This window comes from Microbacterium oxydans (assembly GCF_026559675.1).
Classification (GTDB): Bacteria; Actinomycetota; Actinomycetes; order Actinomycetales; family Microbacteriaceae; genus Microbacterium; species Microbacterium oxydans_D.
The window spans coordinates 3260384-3278667 of sequence record NZ_CP092891.1; the positions used below are offsets into that span (position 1 = coordinate 3260384).

The 18284-nt window shown below is 70.2% G+C and carries 17 protein-coding genes; 9 read left to right on the plus strand and 8 right to left on the minus strand.

Annotated features, from left to right (window positions below; translation table 11 throughout):
• Nucleotides 1-66 precede the first annotated feature (66 nt).
• Nucleotides 67-1434, plus strand: coding sequence for a DNA repair protein RadA (gene radA / locus MME74_RS15755; RefSeq protein ID WP_267416012.1), 1368 nt, complete (start codon nucleotides 67-69; stop codon nucleotides 1432-1434).
• A 12-nt stretch (nucleotides 1435-1446) separates the two neighbouring features.
• On the opposite strand, the gene MME74_RS15760 is transcribed toward radA, so the two are convergent.
• From MME74_RS15760 to MME74_RS15775, 4 genes are all read right to left on the minus strand, one after another.
• Entirely contained in the window at nucleotides 1447-1857 is a 411-nt protein-coding gene (locus MME74_RS15760; RefSeq protein ID WP_267416014.1) for a dehydrogenase, read from the minus strand.
• Between the two features lie 340 nt (nucleotides 1858-2197).
• Entirely contained in the window at nucleotides 2198-2845 is a 648-nt protein-coding gene (locus MME74_RS15765; protein WP_267416016.1) for a hypothetical protein, read from the minus strand.
• A 73-nt stretch (nucleotides 2846-2918) separates the two neighbouring features.
• Nucleotides 2919-3419 (minus strand): amino-acid N-acetyltransferase, encoded by a 501-nt coding sequence (locus tag MME74_RS15770; RefSeq protein WP_267416018.1) that lies wholly within the window; start codon nucleotides 3417-3419, stop codon nucleotides 2919-2921.
• 97 nt (nucleotides 3420-3516) lie between these two features.
• Nucleotides 3517-6048 (minus strand): ATP-dependent Clp protease ATP-binding subunit, encoded by a 2532-nt coding sequence (locus MME74_RS15775; protein WP_267416019.1) that lies wholly within the window; start codon nucleotides 6046-6048, stop codon nucleotides 3517-3519.
• A 206-nt stretch (nucleotides 6049-6254) separates the two neighbouring features.
• On the opposite strand from MME74_RS15775, the gene MME74_RS15780 reads away from it, so the two are divergent.
• From MME74_RS15780 to MME74_RS15800, 5 genes are all read left to right on the plus strand, one after another.
• Complete coding sequence (locus MME74_RS15780; protein WP_267416020.1) at nucleotides 6255-6884, plus strand: hypothetical protein; 630 nt, start codon at nucleotides 6255-6257, stop codon at nucleotides 6882-6884.
• A complete protein-coding gene (locus MME74_RS15785; RefSeq protein WP_267416021.1) occupies nucleotides 6884-7531 on the plus strand; it encodes a hypothetical protein in 648 nt (215 codons plus the stop codon). Before MME74_RS15780 ends, MME74_RS15785 begins: the two co-directional genes overlap by 1 nt.
• Nucleotides 7531-8304 carry a hypothetical protein gene (locus MME74_RS15790; RefSeq protein WP_267416022.1) on the plus strand — a complete coding sequence of 258 codons (774 nt, stop codon included), beginning with the start codon at nucleotides 7531-7533 and terminating at the stop codon, nucleotides 8302-8304. Before MME74_RS15785 ends, MME74_RS15790 begins: the two co-directional genes overlap by 1 nt.
• Nucleotides 8301-8537, plus strand: a complete 237-nt coding sequence (locus MME74_RS15795) for a helix-turn-helix domain-containing protein (RefSeq protein ID WP_267416024.1) — start codon at nucleotides 8301-8303, stop codon at nucleotides 8535-8537. The genes MME74_RS15790 and MME74_RS15795 overlap by 4 nt, the downstream gene beginning before the upstream one ends.
• A 111-nt stretch (nucleotides 8538-8648) precedes the next feature.
• Nucleotides 8649-10073 (plus strand): dicarboxylate/amino acid:cation symporter, encoded by a 1425-nt coding sequence (locus tag MME74_RS15800; protein ID WP_267416026.1) that lies wholly within the window; start codon nucleotides 8649-8651, stop codon nucleotides 10071-10073.
• 66 nt (nucleotides 10074-10139) lie between these two features.
• Here the strand turns inward: MME74_RS15800 and MME74_RS15805 are convergent, their stop codons facing one another.
• Nucleotides 10140-11870, minus strand: a complete 1731-nt coding sequence (locus MME74_RS15805; protein ID WP_267416027.1) for a cation:proton antiporter — start codon at nucleotides 11868-11870, stop codon at nucleotides 10140-10142.
• A 53-nt stretch (nucleotides 11871-11923) separates the two neighbouring features.
• Between MME74_RS15805 and MME74_RS15810 the strand changes: the two genes are divergently transcribed.
• Nucleotides 11924-12970 (plus strand): LLM class flavin-dependent oxidoreductase, encoded by a 1047-nt coding sequence (locus MME74_RS15810; RefSeq protein ID WP_267416028.1) that lies wholly within the window; start codon nucleotides 11924-11926, stop codon nucleotides 12968-12970.
• 135 nt (nucleotides 12971-13105) lie between these two features.
• Complete coding sequence (locus tag MME74_RS15815; RefSeq protein WP_267416029.1) at nucleotides 13106-13315, plus strand: methyltransferase; 210 nt, start codon at nucleotides 13106-13108, stop codon at nucleotides 13313-13315.
• Nucleotides 13316-13360: 45 nt separating this feature from the next.
• Here MME74_RS15815 and pheA read toward each other — a convergent pair whose 3' ends face one another.
• A complete protein-coding gene (pheA, locus tag MME74_RS15820; protein ID WP_267416030.1) occupies nucleotides 13361-14311 on the minus strand; it encodes a prephenate dehydratase in 951 nt (316 codons plus the stop codon).
• 78 nt (nucleotides 14312-14389) lie between these two features.
• Here pheA and pgm point away from each other — a divergent pair, with 78 nt between their 5' ends.
• Nucleotides 14390-16033 carry a phosphoglucomutase (alpha-D-glucose-1,6-bisphosphate-dependent) gene (pgm, locus tag MME74_RS15825; protein WP_267416031.1) on the plus strand — a complete coding sequence of 548 codons (1644 nt, stop codon included), beginning with the start codon at nucleotides 14390-14392 and terminating at the stop codon, nucleotides 16031-16033.
• A 68-nt stretch (nucleotides 16034-16101) separates the two neighbouring features.
• Here the strand turns inward: pgm and MME74_RS15830 are convergent, their stop codons facing one another.
• Both MME74_RS15830 and MME74_RS15835 read right to left on the minus strand, forming a co-directional pair.
• The gene (locus tag MME74_RS15830; protein WP_267416033.1) at nucleotides 16102-17208 is read right to left on the minus strand and encodes a glycerate kinase; all 1107 of its coding nucleotides are present in this window, start codon (nucleotides 17206-17208) and stop codon (nucleotides 16102-16104) included.
• A complete protein-coding gene (locus tag MME74_RS15835; protein ID WP_267416034.1) occupies nucleotides 17205-18275 on the minus strand; it encodes a LacI family DNA-binding transcriptional regulator in 1071 nt (356 codons plus the stop codon). The genes MME74_RS15830 and MME74_RS15835 overlap by 4 nt, the downstream gene beginning before the upstream one ends.
• Nucleotides 18276-18284: the final 9 nt, after the last annotated feature.

An 18284-nucleotide genomic window follows, 5' to 3' on the forward strand; every position in this document is an offset into this window, starting at 1 on the left:
AGAGGTTGGGCCGTGAATAATCACCTGGTCGATAGGGATGTCCGATCCCGCCGATAGCCTGGGGGCATGGCCACCCGAAAACCCGCTCCCCCTGCCTACGTGTGCACGGAATGCGGGTGGACGACCGCCAAGTGGGTCGGGCGCTGCGGCGAGTGCCAGCAGTGGGGCACGGTGCAGGAGCAGGCGGCGCAGACCGGCATCCTCCGCCGCGTGGGCCCGGTCGCGCCGACCGCTGAACGCGCCGCGCGACCGATCACGCAGATCACGACGCAGGATGCTCCGCGCCGTTCGAGCGGCGTCGGCGAGTTCGACCGCGTGCTCGGGGGCGGCATCGTGCCCGGCGCAGCCATCCTCCTCAGCGGTGAACCCGGCGTCGGCAAGTCGACGCTGCTGCTCGAGGTCGCCGCCCAGGCCGCGCGCGGCGGGCGCCGCGTCCTGTACGCGAGCGCCGAGGAATCTCCCGGTCAGGTGCGTCTGCGTGCCGAGCGCACCGGCGCCCTGCACGACGAGCTGTACCTGGCGAGCGAAACCGACCTGGCGACCATCCTCGGACACATCGACGAGGTGAAGCCGCAGCTCGTGATCGTCGACTCCGTGCAGACGGTCTCGTCGTCGCTGATCGATGGCGCCGCCGGGCAGCCGAGCCAGGTGCGCGAGGTCGCGGCGACGCTGATCCGCATCGCGAAGGACCGCGACCTGCCGATCATCCTCGTCGGGCACGTCACGAAAGACGGTCAGGTCGCCGGCCCCCGGGTGCTCGAGCACCTGGTCGACGTCGTGTGTCATTTCGAGGGCGACCGGCAGACGTCGCTGCGCTTCATCCGGTCTCTCAAGAACCGCTTCGGACCGACCGACGAGGTCGGCTGCTTCGAGATGACCGGCGACGGCATCGCCGAGGTGCCCGACCCCTCCGGCCTCTTCCTCTCCCAGGGCGCGACCGAGCCGGGGACCTGCGTCGCGATCTCGCTGGAGGGCCGCCGGGCACTCCCGGTGGAGGTGCAGGCGCTCACGGTGCCCAGCAACGCGCCGAACCCGCGCCGCATCGTGCACGGCCTCGACTCCTCGCGGGTCGCGATGGTGCTGGCGATCCTCGAGCGCCGGGCGGGCATCCCCACCGGCAGCCTCGACGTCTACGTGTCGACGGTGGGAGGCGTGCGCTTCACGGAGCCCGCGGCCGACTTGGCGATCGCGATCGCGGTGGCAGGATCCATCCAGCAGATCTCGGTGCCCCGCACGGTCGCGGCGGTCGGCGAGCTCAGCCTGGCCGGCGAGATCCGCCCGGTGACCCAGGCGGCGCAACGACGGACGGAGGCGGCACGGCTCGGCTACGAGCAGGTCGTCGACGATCGGTCGAAGACGCTCCGCGCGGCACTCGGAGATGTGCGGGCACGCAACACGTCCCGCCGCGCCGACCGCGACATCCCGCCGTTCTGACCGCGCCGCGCTTCAGGCGTCGAGGGCCTTGAGCAGCTCCGCGGGCTCGGCCTGCATGGGGTGCGGACCGGCGATGTCGAGGAACACCGTCGTGATCGGGTGCGCGGCGAGGAACTTCCGCAGCCAGTCCGCCGTGTAGATGCCGACGCCGGGAGGCAGGTTCGCGGGCTTGTTCTTCGCGTCGCTGAACAGCAGCAGCGCGAGGTCGCCGGTCTTCGGGTCGCGGTAGGTCCAGACCTCACCGCTGTCGAGCGGATTGTCCCGCGCACCCGGCTTGATCAGCGGAACGACCGTGGTGCCGTTGCGGAGGGCGAGAGCGACCGCGGCGACGTCCTGCTTCTCGAGGGCCTGCGCCAGGGCCTCCGACCGGAAGTCCTCGGGTGCGGGCTTGTTCTTCGCGGACTTCGCCTTCTTCGCTGCCATGGCTCCAGCTTATTCACGGCGCACAGCACCGCGCGCCGATTCGGCCGTGGATACGATTGGGGCCCTCTCGAGTCCTCCATTGGGGACTGGGGTACTCGAGAGGGCCCTCGGACTCTCGAGCGGCGATGTCGAAGCGCTGGGGACGCTGTAGTTCGACGCCACTGGGGATGGCATGTTGCCGCATGATGCGGAGAGTCACCTCAATGGTATCCCAAAGACGAGCACCTGTCAGCACCAGGGGGCGAAGGACGTCGAGGTCGCCGCGATCCGTACCGGATCCCGCACACCGCCACGCGATTCGTAGGCTCCCGCCGGGACCGCTTCGAACTCCGGAGGGGCGTCAGTACAGCAGGATCTGCGTGGTCGTCGGGCTCGTGAAGCCGCCGATCGAGACCTCGACGTGGTACGAGGCTCCCCCGCCGGGCGCGCGCTGTCGGTTCTCCTGCGCGCAGGTCTCGACGCTCGAACGCGTGCGGTCCCACGTGACCGGGTCCTTGCTGGTGACCGTCGTGCCCGCCGTGAGCGTGGCGATCATGCTGCTCGGGTTCTCCTGGCAGTCCGTCGAGCGCCACCACACGTCGGAGCCGCTGGAGACGGTGAAGACCTGGGTCGTCGAACCAACGTCGATCGTGCAGTCCTTCGTGCCCTTGTTGGTCAGCGAGATCGAGAGCTTCGGCAGGACTCCGGCTGCGTACGTCTCCGCGTCGGTCACGGCCGTGACCTCGACATCCTTCGCCTCGCACGCAGCGATCGCCGGGGTCTCCTCCGACGTCGGACCGGGCGTGGGCGCATCGGTTCCCGCCGTCGGCGACGTGGTCGTCGGGGAGGTCGAGGGCGACGCCGGCGGCTTCGACGCCGTGTCCGCCGCGGCCCACGGCTGCGCGATCAGCAGCCAGGCACCGATGCCGATGGCGGCGATGAGCAGGATGAGCCCCGAGACCACGACCAGTCGCCGACGGCGGTAGACGGCAGCGGAAGGACGGGGCATGCCTCCAGGCTAAGCGATCCGGTCACCGCTTCCTGGGAGGGCGCGAGGGCAGTCCTCGCATCGAGGTGGGCGTTCAGAGCACCTTGAGCATGCGGGTGTTGCCGAGCGTGTTCGGCTTGACGTGCGCGAGGTCGAGGAACTCCTCGACACCGGCGTCACCGCTGCGCAGCAGCTGCGAGTACACATCGGGGTCGACGACCTGCTCGCCGATCGGGGTGAAGCCGCGGCGGGTGAAGAACTCGACCTCGAACGTGAGGCAGAAGAGGCGCGACAGACCGAGCATCCTGGCCGTCTCCTCGAGTCGATCGACGATGGCGCGACCGACTCCGTGGTGCAGCCAGTCGTCGCGCACCAGCAGGGTGCGGACCTCGCCCAGGTCCTCCCAGATCACGTGCAGGGCGCCGCAGCCGATCAGCACCCCGTCGGCCTCCGCGACGACGAACTCCTGCACGGAGCCGTAGAGCACCGCGAGGTCCTTGCCGAGGAGGATGCGCTGCTCGACGAGCGGCTGCAGGAGGTTCCGGATGCCGATGACGTCGGCGCTGCGCGCCGGCCGGACGATGTACTCACTCACGGGTCAAGCCTAGAACCCGCGCCCCGGCGGCACCTGTACCGCGCACAGGAAAGGGGCGGATGCCGCAGCATCCGCCCCTTCCGTGATTCAGGCTGGGTCACTCCCCGCTGGCGACCGCCAGGTCGGGGGTGCCGGCGATCGCGCCGCCGCCGGTGTTGACACCGACCGCGACCTTCTCGCCGCGCGGGCCGTGCTCGAACAGGAACTCCCCGTCCTTCGCGTCGACCTTCACGTGGTCGCCCGAGTTGAGCTCGCCGTGCAGGATCTTCTCCGACAGGCGGTCCTCGATCTCGTGCTGCATCGCGCGACGCAGCGGACGGGCGCCGAGCGCCGGGTCGAAGCCGATCTCGATGAGGCGCTCCTTGGCCGACTGCGACAGCTCGATCGTCATGTCGCGGTCCAGCAGACGCTCGCCGAGACGCTTGGTGAACAGATCGACGATCTGCACCAGCTCGGTCTTGCTCAGCTGCGGGAACACGATGATGTCGTCGACACGGTTCAGGAACTCGGGCTTGAAGTGCCGCTTGAGCTCCTCGTTCACCTTGCCCTTCATCCGGTCGTAGCTGGTCGAGTCGTTACCCTCGATCTGGAAGCCGACGGGACCGCCGGCGATGTCACGCGCACCGAGGTTGGTGGTCATGATGATGACCGTGTTCTTGAAGTCCACGATCCGACCCTGACCGTCGGTGAGACGACCCTCTTCCAGGATCTGCAGCAGCGAGTTGAAGATGTCCGGGTGGGCCTTCTCGATCTCGTCGAAGAGCACCACGCTGAACGGCTTGCGCCGCACCTTCTCGGTGAGCTGGCCGCCCTCTTCGAATCCGACGAACCCGGGAGGGGCACCGAACAGACGCGAGACGGTGTGCTTCTCACCGAACTCGCTCATGTCGAGCGAGATCAGCGCGGCCTCGTCGTCGAACAGGAACTCGGCGAGAGCCTTGGCGAGCTCGGTCTTTCCGACGCCCGTGGGGCCGGCGAAGATGAACGAGCCCGAGGGCCGCTTCGGGTCCTTGAGGCCGGCACGCTGACGGCGGATCGTCTTGGAGAGGGCGGCGATGGCCTCCTCCTGACCGATGACGCGCTGGTGCAGGGCCTTCTCCATGAAGACGAGTCGGCTGGACTCCTCCTCCGTGAGCTTGAAGACGGGGATGCCGGTGGCCTGTGCGAGCACCTCGGCGATCAGACCCTCGTCGACGACCGCGGAGGTCGCGACGTCGCCCGCACGCCACTGCTTCTCGAGACGCAGACGCTCGGCGAGGAGGCTCTTCTCCTCATCGCGCAGCGACGCGGCCTTCTCGAAGTCCTGCTCCTCCGACGCCAGCTCCTTCTGCTCGCGCACGGCGGCGATCTTCTCGTCGAACTCGCGCAGCTCGGGCGGGCTCGACAGGATCGACAGACGCAGGCGTGCGCCGGCCTCGTCGATCAGGTCGATGGCCTTGTCCGGGAGGAACCGGTCGGAGACGTAGCGGTCGGCGAGGTTCGCCGCGGCCACGATCGCGCCGTCGGTGATCTGCACCTTGTGGTGCGCCTCGTAGCGGTCGCGCAGTCCCTTGAGGATGTTGATCGCGTGCGGCAGCGTGGGCTCGTTGACCTGCACGGGCTGGAAGCGGCGCTCGAGCGCGGCATCCTTCTCGAAGTGCTTGCGGTACTCGTCGAGCGTGGTGGCGCCGATGGTCTGCAGCTCGCCACGAGCGAGGAGCGGCTTGAGGATGCTGGCCGCGTCGATCGCGCCCTCGGCGGCACCCGCACCCACGAGGGTGTGGATCTCGTCGATGAAGACGATGATGTCGCCGCGCGTGCGGATCTCCTTGGTGACCTTCTTCAGGCGCTCCTCGAAGTCACCGCGGTAGCGCGAACCGGCGATGAGCGAGCCGAGGTCGAGCGAGTAGAGCTGCTTGTCCTTCAGCGTCTCGGGCACATCGCCCTTGACGATCGCCTGGGCCAGACCCTCGACGACGGCGGTCTTGCCGACGCCGGGCTCGCCGATCAGGACGGGGTTGTTCTTGGAGCGACGGGAGAGGATCTGCATGACCCGCTCCGCCTCCTTCTCGCGCCCGATCACCGGGTCGAGCTTGTTGTCGCGCGCGGCCTGCGTGAGGTTGCGGCCGAACTGGTCGAGCACGGCCGAGCCGCCCTGGGTGCCGGCCGGCGAGTCGTTCGTCTGCGCACCGACGGAGGCCGGCTCGCGGCCGGGAGCGCCGGAGAGCAGCTGGATGACCTGCTGGCGGACCTTGTTGAGGTCTGCGCCGAGCTTGACGAGCACCTGGGCCGCGACGCCCTCACCCTCACGGATGAGGCCGAGCAGGATGTGCTCGGTGCCGATGTAGTTGTGGCCGAGCTGGAGGGCCTCGCGGAGGCTGAGCTCGAGCACCTTCTTGGCGCGCGGGGTGAACGGGATGTGGCCGGTCGGCTGCTGCTGACCCTGGCCGATGATGTCCTGCACCTGCTCGCGCACCGCGTCGAGGGAGATGCCGAGACTTTCGAGCGCCTTGGCGGCGACGCCCTCGCCCTCGTGGATGAGACCGAGCAGGATGTGCTCGGTGCCGATGTAGTTGTGGTTGAGCATCTTCGCCTCTTCTTGGGCGAGGACGACCACTCGACGGGCTCGGTCCGTGAATCTCTCGAACATGCTGTGACTCCTTATTCGCACGGGGCGAAGCGCTGACTCCTCTGACGGTTCTCTGCGCCTGTACATCGAGAGTAACCACCACGCAGGGCACGTATGCCCGTGTTCGCCGTGGGCATACCGGGGGTTGACCGAGTTATCGACAGTCGTTATGTTAACGACAGTCGATAACAACGAGTCCGGAGCGGACCGTGCAGGAGGGGGACGACATGACCGAGGCACCGACGGCGACCAGAGCTGCGAGCCTGGTGGAGAAGACCGTCTTGGGCGTCATCGCCGGAGCCGCGGGGGCCATCGCCGTGGTCGACCTCGTGGGCAGCGGCATCCGTTCCGCCGTCCTCCTGACGAGCACGGCGATCACGATCCCGTCGATGCCGCTGCGTTCGGTCGACGCACCCGCGGTGCTCGCCGCATCTTCCAACATCTCCGAAGCGCAGTACGACTCCGTCACCCTCACCACCGTGGGCCTGAGCCTGTCTCCCCGCCTGCTGCTCGCGATCGCCGACGGTCTCGCCGTCCTGGGTCCGGTCGTGCTGTGCATCGCGGTCGCCTGGTTGTGCGTGCGCCTCTTCATCGGCCGCCCCTTCGGCACGGCGGCCACCTGGGGCATCGGCGTCGCCGCCCTCGCCGTCATGGCGGGTGGCCTGCTGAGCCAGGCGGTGCGCGCCAATGCGTTCAGCGAGATCGCCTACGAGCTGGACCTCGCATCCGCGGGGGTTCCGACATTCGAGATGTCGATCGATCTCGCTCCGCTCGGCTGGGCATTCGCGCTCGCGGTCGTCGCCGGCGCCTTCGAGATCGGACAGCGCCTGCAGCGCGACACGGAAGGACTCGTCTGATGACCAGCACCGCCTCCACCAGTGCCAGCACCCGCTCCGAGAAGGCGGATGCGATCACCGTGATCCTCTACGCCGCCGTGGCGCTGGTCACGGTCGGGCTCGCCACCGCTCTGCGCGTCGCCGGCACCTTCCGCGAGACCGGGATCGCCTGGACGGTCCCGATCGACCAGCAGCCGATCACCGCGTCGACCGACTCCGGCACGATCTCCATCGAGGGGTTCGCCGACGAGGCGCTGATCATCGCGAGCGACGTGAACACCGTGTCGGTCATCGCGATCATCGCCGCCATCACGCTCTGGGCGCTCGCGGCGGTCGTCGTCATCGCTGCGGTCACGCTGGTCGCCTGGAACTTCCTGCGCGGCCGGTTCTTCGTCCGCGCGAACGTGTGGGCGTTCAACGCGATCGGGTGGACGCTCGTCGGCGCACCGATCCTGATCGTGATGTTGGAGACCATGGGGCGCAACGGCGTCACCACCGCTCTGGGCATCGGCCCCGGAGAGCCCGCGCATCCGCTCGAGTTCTGGACCATCGCGCCCTTCTTCGCGACCGGGGTGACGGTCGGACTGATCGCCGTCGCGTTCCGCCGCGGCATCCGCCTGCAGCAGGAGAAGATCGCGCTCGAGAAGGAGACGGAGGGACTCGTCTGATGCTCGCCTTCAGCTCCAGCACCGATCTCGGTCCCGCTCTCGCGTTCATCGGCCTCGGACTGCTCCTGCTCGGCGCCGTCGCGGGGGTCACCATCTGGCGCGGGCGCAGGCGCGGGAGCACGACGCTCGTCATGGACGTGGCTCTCACCTTGAGCGGGTGGTGGGTGTCGCTGGGGCTGCTCGGCCTCGTCATCAACACCGTGAACATCATCGCCGGAAACGTCGGCTTCGAGGCGGGCACCTCCGTCAGCATGCCGTGGCCCTCCGGCGTCCCGTGCGATCCGACCGGGCTCGGCGACGAACCCGCCCTGTCCTGCGGATCGGGGTCGCTCACCTCTCCCTTCATCCTCAACAGCAGCATCGGCATCCGCCTTCTGGTCGCGCTGAGCCAGGTCTGCACGACGGCGCTCAGCCTGGTTCCGGCGGTGCTGATCGGCGTCGTCTGCTTCCTGACACTGCGTGGGCGCCCGTTCGCCCAGACGATCGTGCGCGCACTGTATGCCGGTTCGATCACCGTGCTCGTGCTGGGAATCGCTGCCGGAGTGCTTCCGGAGATCAGCGGGGTCCTCGCCCTGCGCGAGGCCGTGCCGCAGGACAGCGAGCTGTACCCGATGACCTTCCAGCTCGGGCTCTCCCTGCCTGCCATCGGCGGGGCACTCGCCCTGGCCGTCCTCGCCGCGGTCTTCAGCCAGGGCATGCGCCTCGAGCAGGAGCGCGCGCGCCTGCAGCAGGAGACCGAGCGCCTGCAGAAGGACACGGAGGGCCTGGTGTGAGCCCGGCCGAGAGCGACGACGAGTTCACCGGCATCCACTGCCGACTCGACGAGCTGCTCGCCGACCGAGGGATGACGCTCACCGAGCTGAGCGCCGCGGTCGGCGTGAGCATCGTGAACCTCTCGGTGCTGAAGAACGACCGCGCCCGCGCGATCCGGTACTCGACGCTGCGGGCGATCTGCGAGGCGCTCGACTGCGAGGTCGGGGAGCTGCTCGTGCTCGCCGAGCGCTGACGCAACAGCCGCGTCATTGTTCGTCATCTCCGCCCAGGGAATTCTCAGGAACTCTTAGCGTTGAGCCTCATGGCGTGCACTCGGCGCGCCGCGATTCTGGAGTCCCCCTCAATGAGCACCACCGCACGCGCCCAGAAGGCGCCTGATACCCGCGGACCGGTCCGGAAGCTGCTGACCTCGTTCGGCTTCCAGATCCTCGCCGCCCTCGTCCTCGGCATCGCCGCCGGTCTGATCGGCCGCCAGCTCGGCGCCACGGCGGACAACCCGACCGGCCTCTCCGCCACGCTGGACACGATCGGCAACTCGTACGTGACGCTGCTGCGTGCCGCCGTCGTCCCGCTGATCTTCACGGCCATCGTCGCGAGCATCTCGAACCTGCGCCGCGTGCAGAACGCCGCGCGCCTGGCCGGCCAGACGATCCTGTGGTTCGCGATCACCGCGTTCATCGCCGTGATCATCGGCATCGGCCTCGGCCTCGTGATCCAGCCGGGCAACCGCGCCGGCGAGGGCCTCGAGACCGGTGACCCTTACACGGTCGGCACCTGGTGGAACTTCCTGCTGGGCCTGATCCCGCAGAACTTCCTCGGCCTCACCGTCAGCACCTCGCCCGGCGCCGCCGACGACACCTTCTCCTCGAGCGTGGGCTTCAACATCCTGCAGGTCATCGTGGTCGCGGCCGTCGTCGGCATCGCGGCGCTCAAGGCCGGCAAGAAGGCGGAGCCCTTCCTCGTCTTCACGGAGTCGCTGCTGAAGGTCATCCAGCGCGTGCTGTGGTGGATCATCCGCATCGCCCCGCTCGGCACGTTCGGCCTCATCGGCTCGGCCGTGATCAAGTACGGCTGGGAGAAGCTCGCCGCCCTCGGCTGGTTCGCCGCCGCGATCTACATCGGCCTCGCCCTCGTGCTGTTCGTCGTCTACCCGATCCTGGTCAAGACGCACGGCCTGTCGATCAAGCAGTACTTCTCGGGTGTCTGGCCGGCCGTACAGCTGGCCTTCGTCAGCCGCTCCTCGATCGGCACGCTGCCCCTCACGGAGCGCGTCACCGAGCGCAACCTCGGTGTGCCCCGCTCGTACGCGTCGTTCGCCGTCCCGCTCGGCGCGACCACGAAGATGGACGGCTGCGCCGCGATCTACCCGGCCATCGCCGCGATCTTCGTCGCGCAGTTCTTCGGCATCGAGCTCAACTTCGTGCAGTACCTGCTGATCGTGATCGTCTCGGTCGTCGGCTCGGCCGCCACCGCCGGCACCACGGGCGCGGTCGTCATGCTCACGCTCACGCTGTCGACCCTGGGCCTGCCGCTCGAGGGCGTCGGCCTGCTGCTCGCGATCGACCCGATCCTCGACATGGGCCGCACCGCGGTCAACGTCGCCGGTCAGGCACTGATCCCGACGATCGTCGCCAAGCGCGAGGGCATCCTGAACGAGGATCTCTACAACGCGCCGCGCGAGGGCCTGCCCTTCGCCGACGACTCCGGCGACGACGACGCTCCGGAAGCGGATGCCGCCTCGGACAAGGAGCCGGTCAGCGCCCGCTGATCGCACTCCCGCCGCACACAGAGCGCCCCGCCCCTTTCTCGGGGGCGGGGCGCTCTCATGTCCGCGTCAGGCGCGTCCGGGCTGACGCGTGGCACCGCGGGTGTCGAGCGCGAGCTCCTCGGCATCCATCGCGGCGATCAGCTCGCGCATGACCTCCTCGTCGAGGTTCCCGGCGTCGCGCTCGGCGAGCAGGATCTCGCGGCGCACCTGCAGCCATCCCCTCGACAGGGCGACGAGGTCTTCGTACGACGGCCGGCTCGCGGCGTCCTCCACCTTCTGCGCCTCATCGGTGTCCTTCTCGACCCGGGTCATGCGCCTCGTGAACGCATCGAACACGCTGAGGTCGACCTCGCCGTACTTCGCCTCCCACTCGACGCGCTTCTCGGCGAGGTAGGCCTTGCCCGCCTCGCGGCTCTTCTGCCGGACGGCCTCGAGGGCGATCCGATCCTCTTCCTCGTCGACGTCGCTGGCGATGCCGAGCGCGCGGATCAGCATCGGGAGCGTCAGCCCCTGGATCAGCAGGGTGCCGACCGTGACGATGAAGGCGACGACGACGATCGCGTGCGAGGCCTCGGCATCGAGCGTCGCGAGGTCGGCCGCCGCCACCGCGATCGCGAGCGTGACCACGCCGCGCATCCCGGCCCAGGAGATGACGGCGCTGTCCTTCCAGGTGAGCTGGAGTCCCGCCATCTGCTCGCGCACGATGTGGGAGCGCAGCTCATCCGCCGTGTAATTGCTCCATCGACGCGACTTCCGGTGACGCTTCTCGAACTCGCCGGCCTCGACGCCGCGGTCCCACCGTTCGAGCCGCTTGCGGTCCTGGAAGTTCGCCCACGCGCTGGTCGGGTAGATGTAGAGCGGACGCACGACGAGCACCACGAGCAGGACCGCACCCGAGAGCAGCAGGATCTGCCCCACGGACTCGCTGCCGAGGTCGCGGAGCACGCGCGGGAACTGCAGCCCGATGTACGCGAAGACGAAGCTCTCCAGCAGCAGGTCGGCGGAGAGCCACAGCGGCTTCTCCTGCTGACGGGTCGTGTAGTCGGTGCGTGGGGAGTTGTAGCCGACGTAGAGGCCCATCGCGACGACGGCGAGCACGCCGGATCCGAGCAGGTGCTCGGCGATCGCGTAGGCGCCGAACGGGGCGAGGAGGCCGAACGTGCCGATCACGACGGGATCGCTGATGCGGGTGCGCAGCTGGTGCAGGACGATCCCGAACACGAGCCCGACCGCGACACCGACGCCGACGGCGACGAGGAACTGCCAGATCCCACCCCAGACCGAGACGGTCGCACCGGCGAGGATCGCGGCGAACACCCGGTACAGCGTGAGCGAGGTCGCATCGTTGATCAGACTCTCGCCGGAGAGCACAGTCATGATGCGCCGAGGCAGCCCGAGTCGACGGCCGATCGCCGCGGCGGACACCGCGTCCGGCGGGGCCACGATCGCGCCGAGCAGCAGGGCTCCCGGGAGGGTGAGGGACGGCAGGATCCACCACGCCACGAAGCCGACGGCGACGGCGGTGAGGAGCACGAGCCAGATCCCGAGCCGGCGGATCTGCGGCAGGCTGCGCTTGAAGCCGACGAACGACACGTCGAGCGCGGCCGAGTACAACAGCGGCGGCAGCACCAGGCTCAGCAGCACGTGCCCGTCGATGTCGAGATCGGGCACGAACGGCAGGAAGGACGCGGCGAGCGCCACGATCGTCACGAGCAGCGGTGCCGGCCATCCCCGCCAGCGCGCGAACGCGGCGATGGCGACCGACCCGACGAGGACGTAGAAGATGCCTGCTTCCATGCCATAACGGTAGCGGGGGAATGACGGCATACAGCCGCGCGTTGCAGCGAAGGATGCCCGCTACAGCTCTCTCCGTCCTCGACCTCGTCCCGGTTCGCACCGGCCAGACCAGCGCCGAGGCCATCGCCGCCTCCCTGTCCCTCGCCGAGACCGCCGACCGCCTCGGCTACCGCCGGTACTGGTTCGCCGAGCACCACAACATGCCGGCCGTGGCATCCACCACTCCCCCGGTGCTGATCGCCGCCGCGGCCACCCGCACCTCGCGGCTGCGTCTCGGCTCGGGCGGCGTGATGCTCCCCAACCACGCCCCGCTCATCGTCGCCGAGCAGTTCGCCGCCCTCGAGGCGGTCGCCCCGGGGCGCATCGACCTGGGCCTCGGCCGCGCTCCCGGCAGCGACCCCGTGATCACGCAGCTGCTGCGTGGCTCGGGCACCACGAGCGACGTCGAGCAGTTCCCGCGCCACGTGCAGGACATCGCGGCGCTGCTCTCCGGCGACGGAGCGACCGTGCGCTTCACCTCGGGCGGCGAGTACACCGTGCGGGCGACGCCGTCCGCAACCGGCTCCCCCGAGGTGTGGCTGCTCGGGTCGAGCGACTACTCGGCGCAGCTCGCCGCCTCGCAGGGCCTGCCCTACGTGTTCGCGAACCACTTCTCCGGCCAGGGCCTGGAGCGTGCGCTCGACCTGTACCGCACCGGCTACCGTCCGAGCGAGGAGCACCCCGAGCCGCGCACCTTCCTCACCGTGAACGCGGTCGCCGCGCCCACGCAGGAGGAGGCGGAGGCCCGCGCCCTGCCGCAGCTGCGGATGATGGCGCGCCTGCGCCTGAACCAGCCGCTGGTCGCCCTCGAGACGGTCGAGGAGGCGCTCGCCGCCCCGACGGATCCCGCCACCGACGAGGTCGTGCAGGCCGCCCGCTCGCGCTGGTTCGTCGGCACGGGCGAGAGCGTGGCCGCCGAGGTGCGCGCCTTCGCCGAGCGGTACGGGGTCGAGGAGGTCATGCTCTCGCCGGTCGCCGGCGCCTACGAGGCCGAGGCGAAGGACGACTCTCCCGGTCGCGCACAGACGCTCGAGCTGATCGCCGCCGCCCTCCCGGTCTGACCGCCCCCGCCGCTCGCCGTCCTGTCAAGCCCTGGCTTTCCGGGTACGGCAGGCGTAGCGTCGCGAACAGTTCCGTCGACAGGGGCGTCGCCCCTCGGCGAGCGCACTGTCTGCGGCAGCGGAAGGAGTTCGATCATGAGCACCACCAAGACTCTCGCCCTCTGGGTCGCCTACGGCCCGAACGGGGTGGTCGGCAGCGTCCGCCACGACGAGGACGGATACACGGTCACGATGGTCGGGTCAGACGCCTCGACCGGCACCTATCCGAGCCTCGCCTCGGCGAAGGGCGCCCTGCACTCGCACATGGCTCCGGGCAGCGACTGGCCGCGTTTCCAGGAGCACTGAACCACGGCATCCGTCTGACCGTGCTGGGCGGTCGGGCGGGTGACGTCAGACTTCCGGTTCGCCGGAGACGATGCCCCGCAGCCAGTCGCGTGCCTCGACGAACACGTCGTCGGAATAGCGGTCCGGGTACTGCACGATCTGCCGGTCGGCGCGTGGGTACGACCCGAGGAACACGACGCGGGGGCTGAAGCGGCGGATGCCGAGCAGCGCGTCGGCCATCCGCTCGTGCTCGATGTGCCCGTCCGCGTCGATCACGAACCGGTAGCGGCCGAGCTCGTCGCCGATGGGCCGCGACTCGATCAGCGACAGATTGATGCCGCGGGTCGAGAACTGCTCGAGCATCTCGAGGAGGGACCCGGGGTGATCGTGCGGGAGTTCGACGATCAGCGAGGTCTTGTCGGCGCCGGTCGGCTCCGGGGAACGGGTCGTGCGCGTCACGAGGACGAAGCGGGTCACGGCCTGCGCGTTGTCGCCGATGCCCTCCGCGAGGACCTCGACGTCGTAGTGGTTCACGATGCCCGGCGCCGCGATCGCGGCCTGCGCGGGGAGCGTGCCGTCGAGCACCCCGATCGCGGAGGCGACGTTGCTCGCCGCCGGGATGTGCGAGTGGGAGGGCACGTTCGCGCCGAGCCAGCCGTGGCACTGCGCGTACGCGACCGGGTGCGCCGCGATCACCTCGACCTGGTCGAGTGTGGTGCCCCGCGGGGCGACGAGCACGAAGTTCACGCGCACCAGGTACTCGCCGATGATGCGCAGACCCGGGAGGGTCGCGAGAGCGTCCTGCGTCGTGGAGACACCGCCCTCGATCGAGTTCTCGATCGCGATCATGGCGGCGTCGCTGCGGCCCTCGAGCACGTCGGCGAGGGCCTCGCCCACGTTGTGCACGGGACGCCATTCCTGACCGCGGGCCTCGGCCACCTGATCGAGCGCCGCCTCCGTGAAGGTTCCGGCAGGGCCGAGATAGCTGTAGGTGCGGCGTTCAGTCACGGGTTTCACCTTAGCCCTCGCCGGCCCGGCCGATCTTCGGATGACATCCCGGATGCGGTCCTGCCGATCAGGGGGCAGACTGAGGATATGACCAGCCGTGCCGGCCTCCCCGCGGAGGAAAGTGACCTGATCGACGTCGACGAGCTGATCGCCGCCTACTACGACCGCACGCCGAACCCGGAGGTCGCCTCCGAACGGGTCGTGTTCGGCACCAGCGGCCATCGCGGCTCGTCCCTGTCGAACAGCTTCAACGAGAACCACATCCTCGCCACCACGCAGGCGATCGTCGACTACCGCACCGCGCAGGGCATCAGCGGCCCGCTGTTCCTCGGCCGCGACACCCACGCACTGTCGCTGCCCGCCGAGCGCAGCGCGATCGAGGTGCTGCTCGCGAACGGCGTGGACGTGCGTGTCGACTCGCGGGACTCCTGGGTCCCCACTCCGGCACTCAGCCACGCGATCCTCACCTACAACCGCGACCTCGCGGCCGACGACCCGGGTCGCGCCGACGGCATCGTGGTCACCCCCTCGCACAACCCGCCGCGCGACGGCGGATTCAAGTACAACCCGCCGCACGGCGGCCCCGCCGACACCGACGCCACCGGCTGGATCGCGGATCGCGCGAACGCGCTGATCGCCGCGGGGCTCGAGGGCGTCAAGCTCGAGCGCTTCGCCGACATCGACTGGGACGCGATCACCGGCTACGACTTCCGCGACGCCTACGTGCGCGACCTGCCGACGATCATCGACATCGACGCGATCCGCAACGCCGGAGTGCGCATCGGCGCCGACCCGCTGGGCGGCGCGTCCGTCGAGTACTGGGCACTGATCGCCGAGATGCACGACCTCGACCTCGACGTCGTGAACCCCGAGGTCGACCCGACCTGGCGCTTCATGACCCTGGACTGGGACGAGAAGATCCGGATGGACCCGTCGTCGCCCTCGGCGATGGCATCGCTGGTCGCGAAGAAGGGCTCCTACGACGTCCTCACCGGGAACGACGCCGACGCGGATCGGCACGGCATCGTCACGCCGGACGCCGGGCTGATGAACCCGAACCACTACCTGGCCGTCGCGATCGACTACCTGTTCTCGCACCGCCAGGGCTGGCCCCGCGACGCCGCGATCGGCAAGACGCTGGTGTCGTCGATGATCATCGACCGCGTCGCCGAGTCGCTCGGCCGCCGTCTGCTGGAGGTTCCGGTCGGGTTCAAGTGGTTCGTGCCAGGACTGCTCGACGGCTCGGTGGCGTTCGGGGGCGAGGAGTCCGCCGGAGCGTCGTTCCTCCGCAAGGACGGCTCCGTGTGGTCGACCGACAAGGACGGCATCCTGCTCTGCCTGCTCGCGGCCGAGATCATCGCCGTGACCGGCAAGACACCGTCGGAGCGCTACGCCGAGCTGGAGCAGGCGTTCGGCGCCTCCGCGTACCAGCGCGTCGACGCTCCCGCGACCCCCGAGCAGAAGGCGACCCTGGAAAAGCTCGCCCCCGAGACCGTGACGGCGACCACGCTCGCCGGCGAGGACATCACCGCGAAGCTCTCCCATGCCCCGGGCAACGGCGCCGCGATCGGCGGCCTCAAGGTGCAGACCGAGCACGCCTGGTTCGCGGCACGCCCGTCGGGCACCGAAGACGTCTACAAGCTGTACGCCGAGAGCCTGCGCGGCCCGGAGCACCTCGCCGAGGTGCAGGCCGAGGCGCGCGCCGTGGTGTCCGCCGCGCTGGAGGGCTGAGAGCCGCGTCGAGCGTGCGTCCCGCTCCGGTCAGGAACGGCGGCGCGACTCAGGAACGGCGGCGCGGGTCAGGATGCGGCGCGGGCGAGGACGGCCCCGGCGTCGCGTAGCCACCGGGCGGGTTCGGCGAGCGCGGCATCCGCCGACCCGGCGAGATCGGTGAGCGACGCGGAAGCGGAGAACAGGGCGGTGTCGGCGTCGGCGGTGATGCGTCCGGCGGCGAGCATCGCGCGAGCGCCCGCCTCCGCGGCGAGCCCCGCCAGGTACGAGGGCACCTTGCCGTCGCCGGACTGTCCGTCGTAGGACCCCTCGCCGGTGACGACGACATCCGCGAGGGCGATCGCCTCGGGCAGGCCGATGAGCTCAGCCACCTCGGCGGCACCCGGGGCGAGCACGCCGCCCCACATGCGGAGCGCGGCACCCGTACCACCCGCGGCGCCGTTGCCGGGGCCGGCCGGGTCGACGTCCAGCAGCTGTGCGAGTCGACCCAGCCCGGCGTCGACGAGCGCGATGTCCTCCGCCGCGCGCAGCCCCTTCTGCGGACCGAACACCGCGGCGGCACCGCGCGGGCCCGTGAGCGGGTTCGTGACGTCGGTGAGCACCCGCACCTCCGGCGCCGCGCGCAGCTCGGTCAGGTCGACCGAGGCGATGTCGGCCAGCCCGCGCGCCCCGCGTGCGACCGGAGCGCCGGCGGCGTCGAGGAACCGCGCGCCGAGCGCCGCGAGCATCCCGGTGCCGCCGTCCGTGGAGGCGCTCGAACCGATGCCGATGACGAGGCGGGAGACGCCGTGATCGAGGGCCGCGGCCATGGCCTGTCCCAGCCCGGTGGTGTCGGCGTCCCAGGGGCGCAGCTCCGCCAGCAGCTCGATGCCCGAGGTCGAGCCGAGGTCGACGACGGCGGACCCGGATGGGGCGTCCGCCGTCGGCGGGAGGAGCAGCCAGGCGGTGTCGATCCGCGAACCGGCGGGTCCGTCGACCGACACCGGGATCCGTCGCGCGCCGGGCACCGCCGCCGCGAACGCCGCCACCGTGCCCTCTCCGCCGTCCGCCATGGGCCGGTGCACGAACTCGGCGGCCGGGTCGACCGATGCCCAGCCCTCGGCCAGCGCGGCCGCGGCATCGGCCGCCGTGATCGTGCCCTTGAAGCTGTCCGGCGCCAGGACGACCCTGGTCAACTCGCGATCCCCGGCGTGCTCGCACGCACGACGATCTCGAGCGGCAGCGGCGCCTGCACCCAGTCGCTGTCGACCGTCGCGCGGAACGCCTGGTATCCGACCTCGCTCAGCGGCACGCGCACCGTCGTCAGGGCCGGGGCCACATCGCTGCTCGCGGGCACATCGTCGAAGCCGCAGACCGCGATGTCGGCGCCGACCTCGCGACCGGAATCACGGATCGCGGACATCGCGCCGATCGCGACGACATCGCTGATCGCGAAGACCAGCGTGCCCGCGGGAACCCCCTCGGCGAGAGCCGCCGTCATGGACACCGCCCCGGAATCGCGCCGGAAGTCACCGCGGTGCACGGCGGCGATCGCACCGCCGGCCGCCTCGAACCCGGCACGGAATCCCGCCAGACGATCGTCCGAGGTGCGCACGCCCTCCGCGGCTCCGAGCACGACGGCGGACCGGTAGCCGAGCTCCGCCATCCGCCTTCCGAGGGCCTCGGCGCCCGCGCGGTTGTCGATCTCGATGCGGCGCTCTCCGTCGCCGTCGGGCCCGAAAGCGACGACCCGACCGCCCAGACGCGCGAACTCCGCGAGCTCGTGCGCCGTGTCCGCCTCCATCGGCTCCTGCGTGCGGGACGCGGCGAGGATCAGTCCCCGCGGCCGCTGTCCGCGCAGTGCCCGGACGATCCGTGCCTCGCGTGCCTGGTCGCGCTCCGTGATCGCGATGGTCACGACCAGCCCGTGCTCGTCGGCGCCGCGCGCGACTCCCGAGGCGATGAGGCCGAAGTAGGGGTCGGCGATGTCGGCGACGAGCAGGGCGATGACGGGCGAGGTGCCGCGGGCGGTCGCCTGCGCCGAAACGTTCGTCGTGTAGCCGAGCTTCGCGGCGGCGGACTCCACGCGTTCGCGGAAGGACTCCGCGACCTTGCGCTCGGATCCGTTGAGGACGCGCGAGGCGGTGGCCAGGGAGACGCCGGCCTCGCGAGCCACGTCGTGCAGGGTGGGCGCGGCCCCGCGGCCGTGACGAGGGGCGCGGATCGTGGACGACCGCTCCGCGGACGATGCGGGCTTTGTCATGCCCCAGAG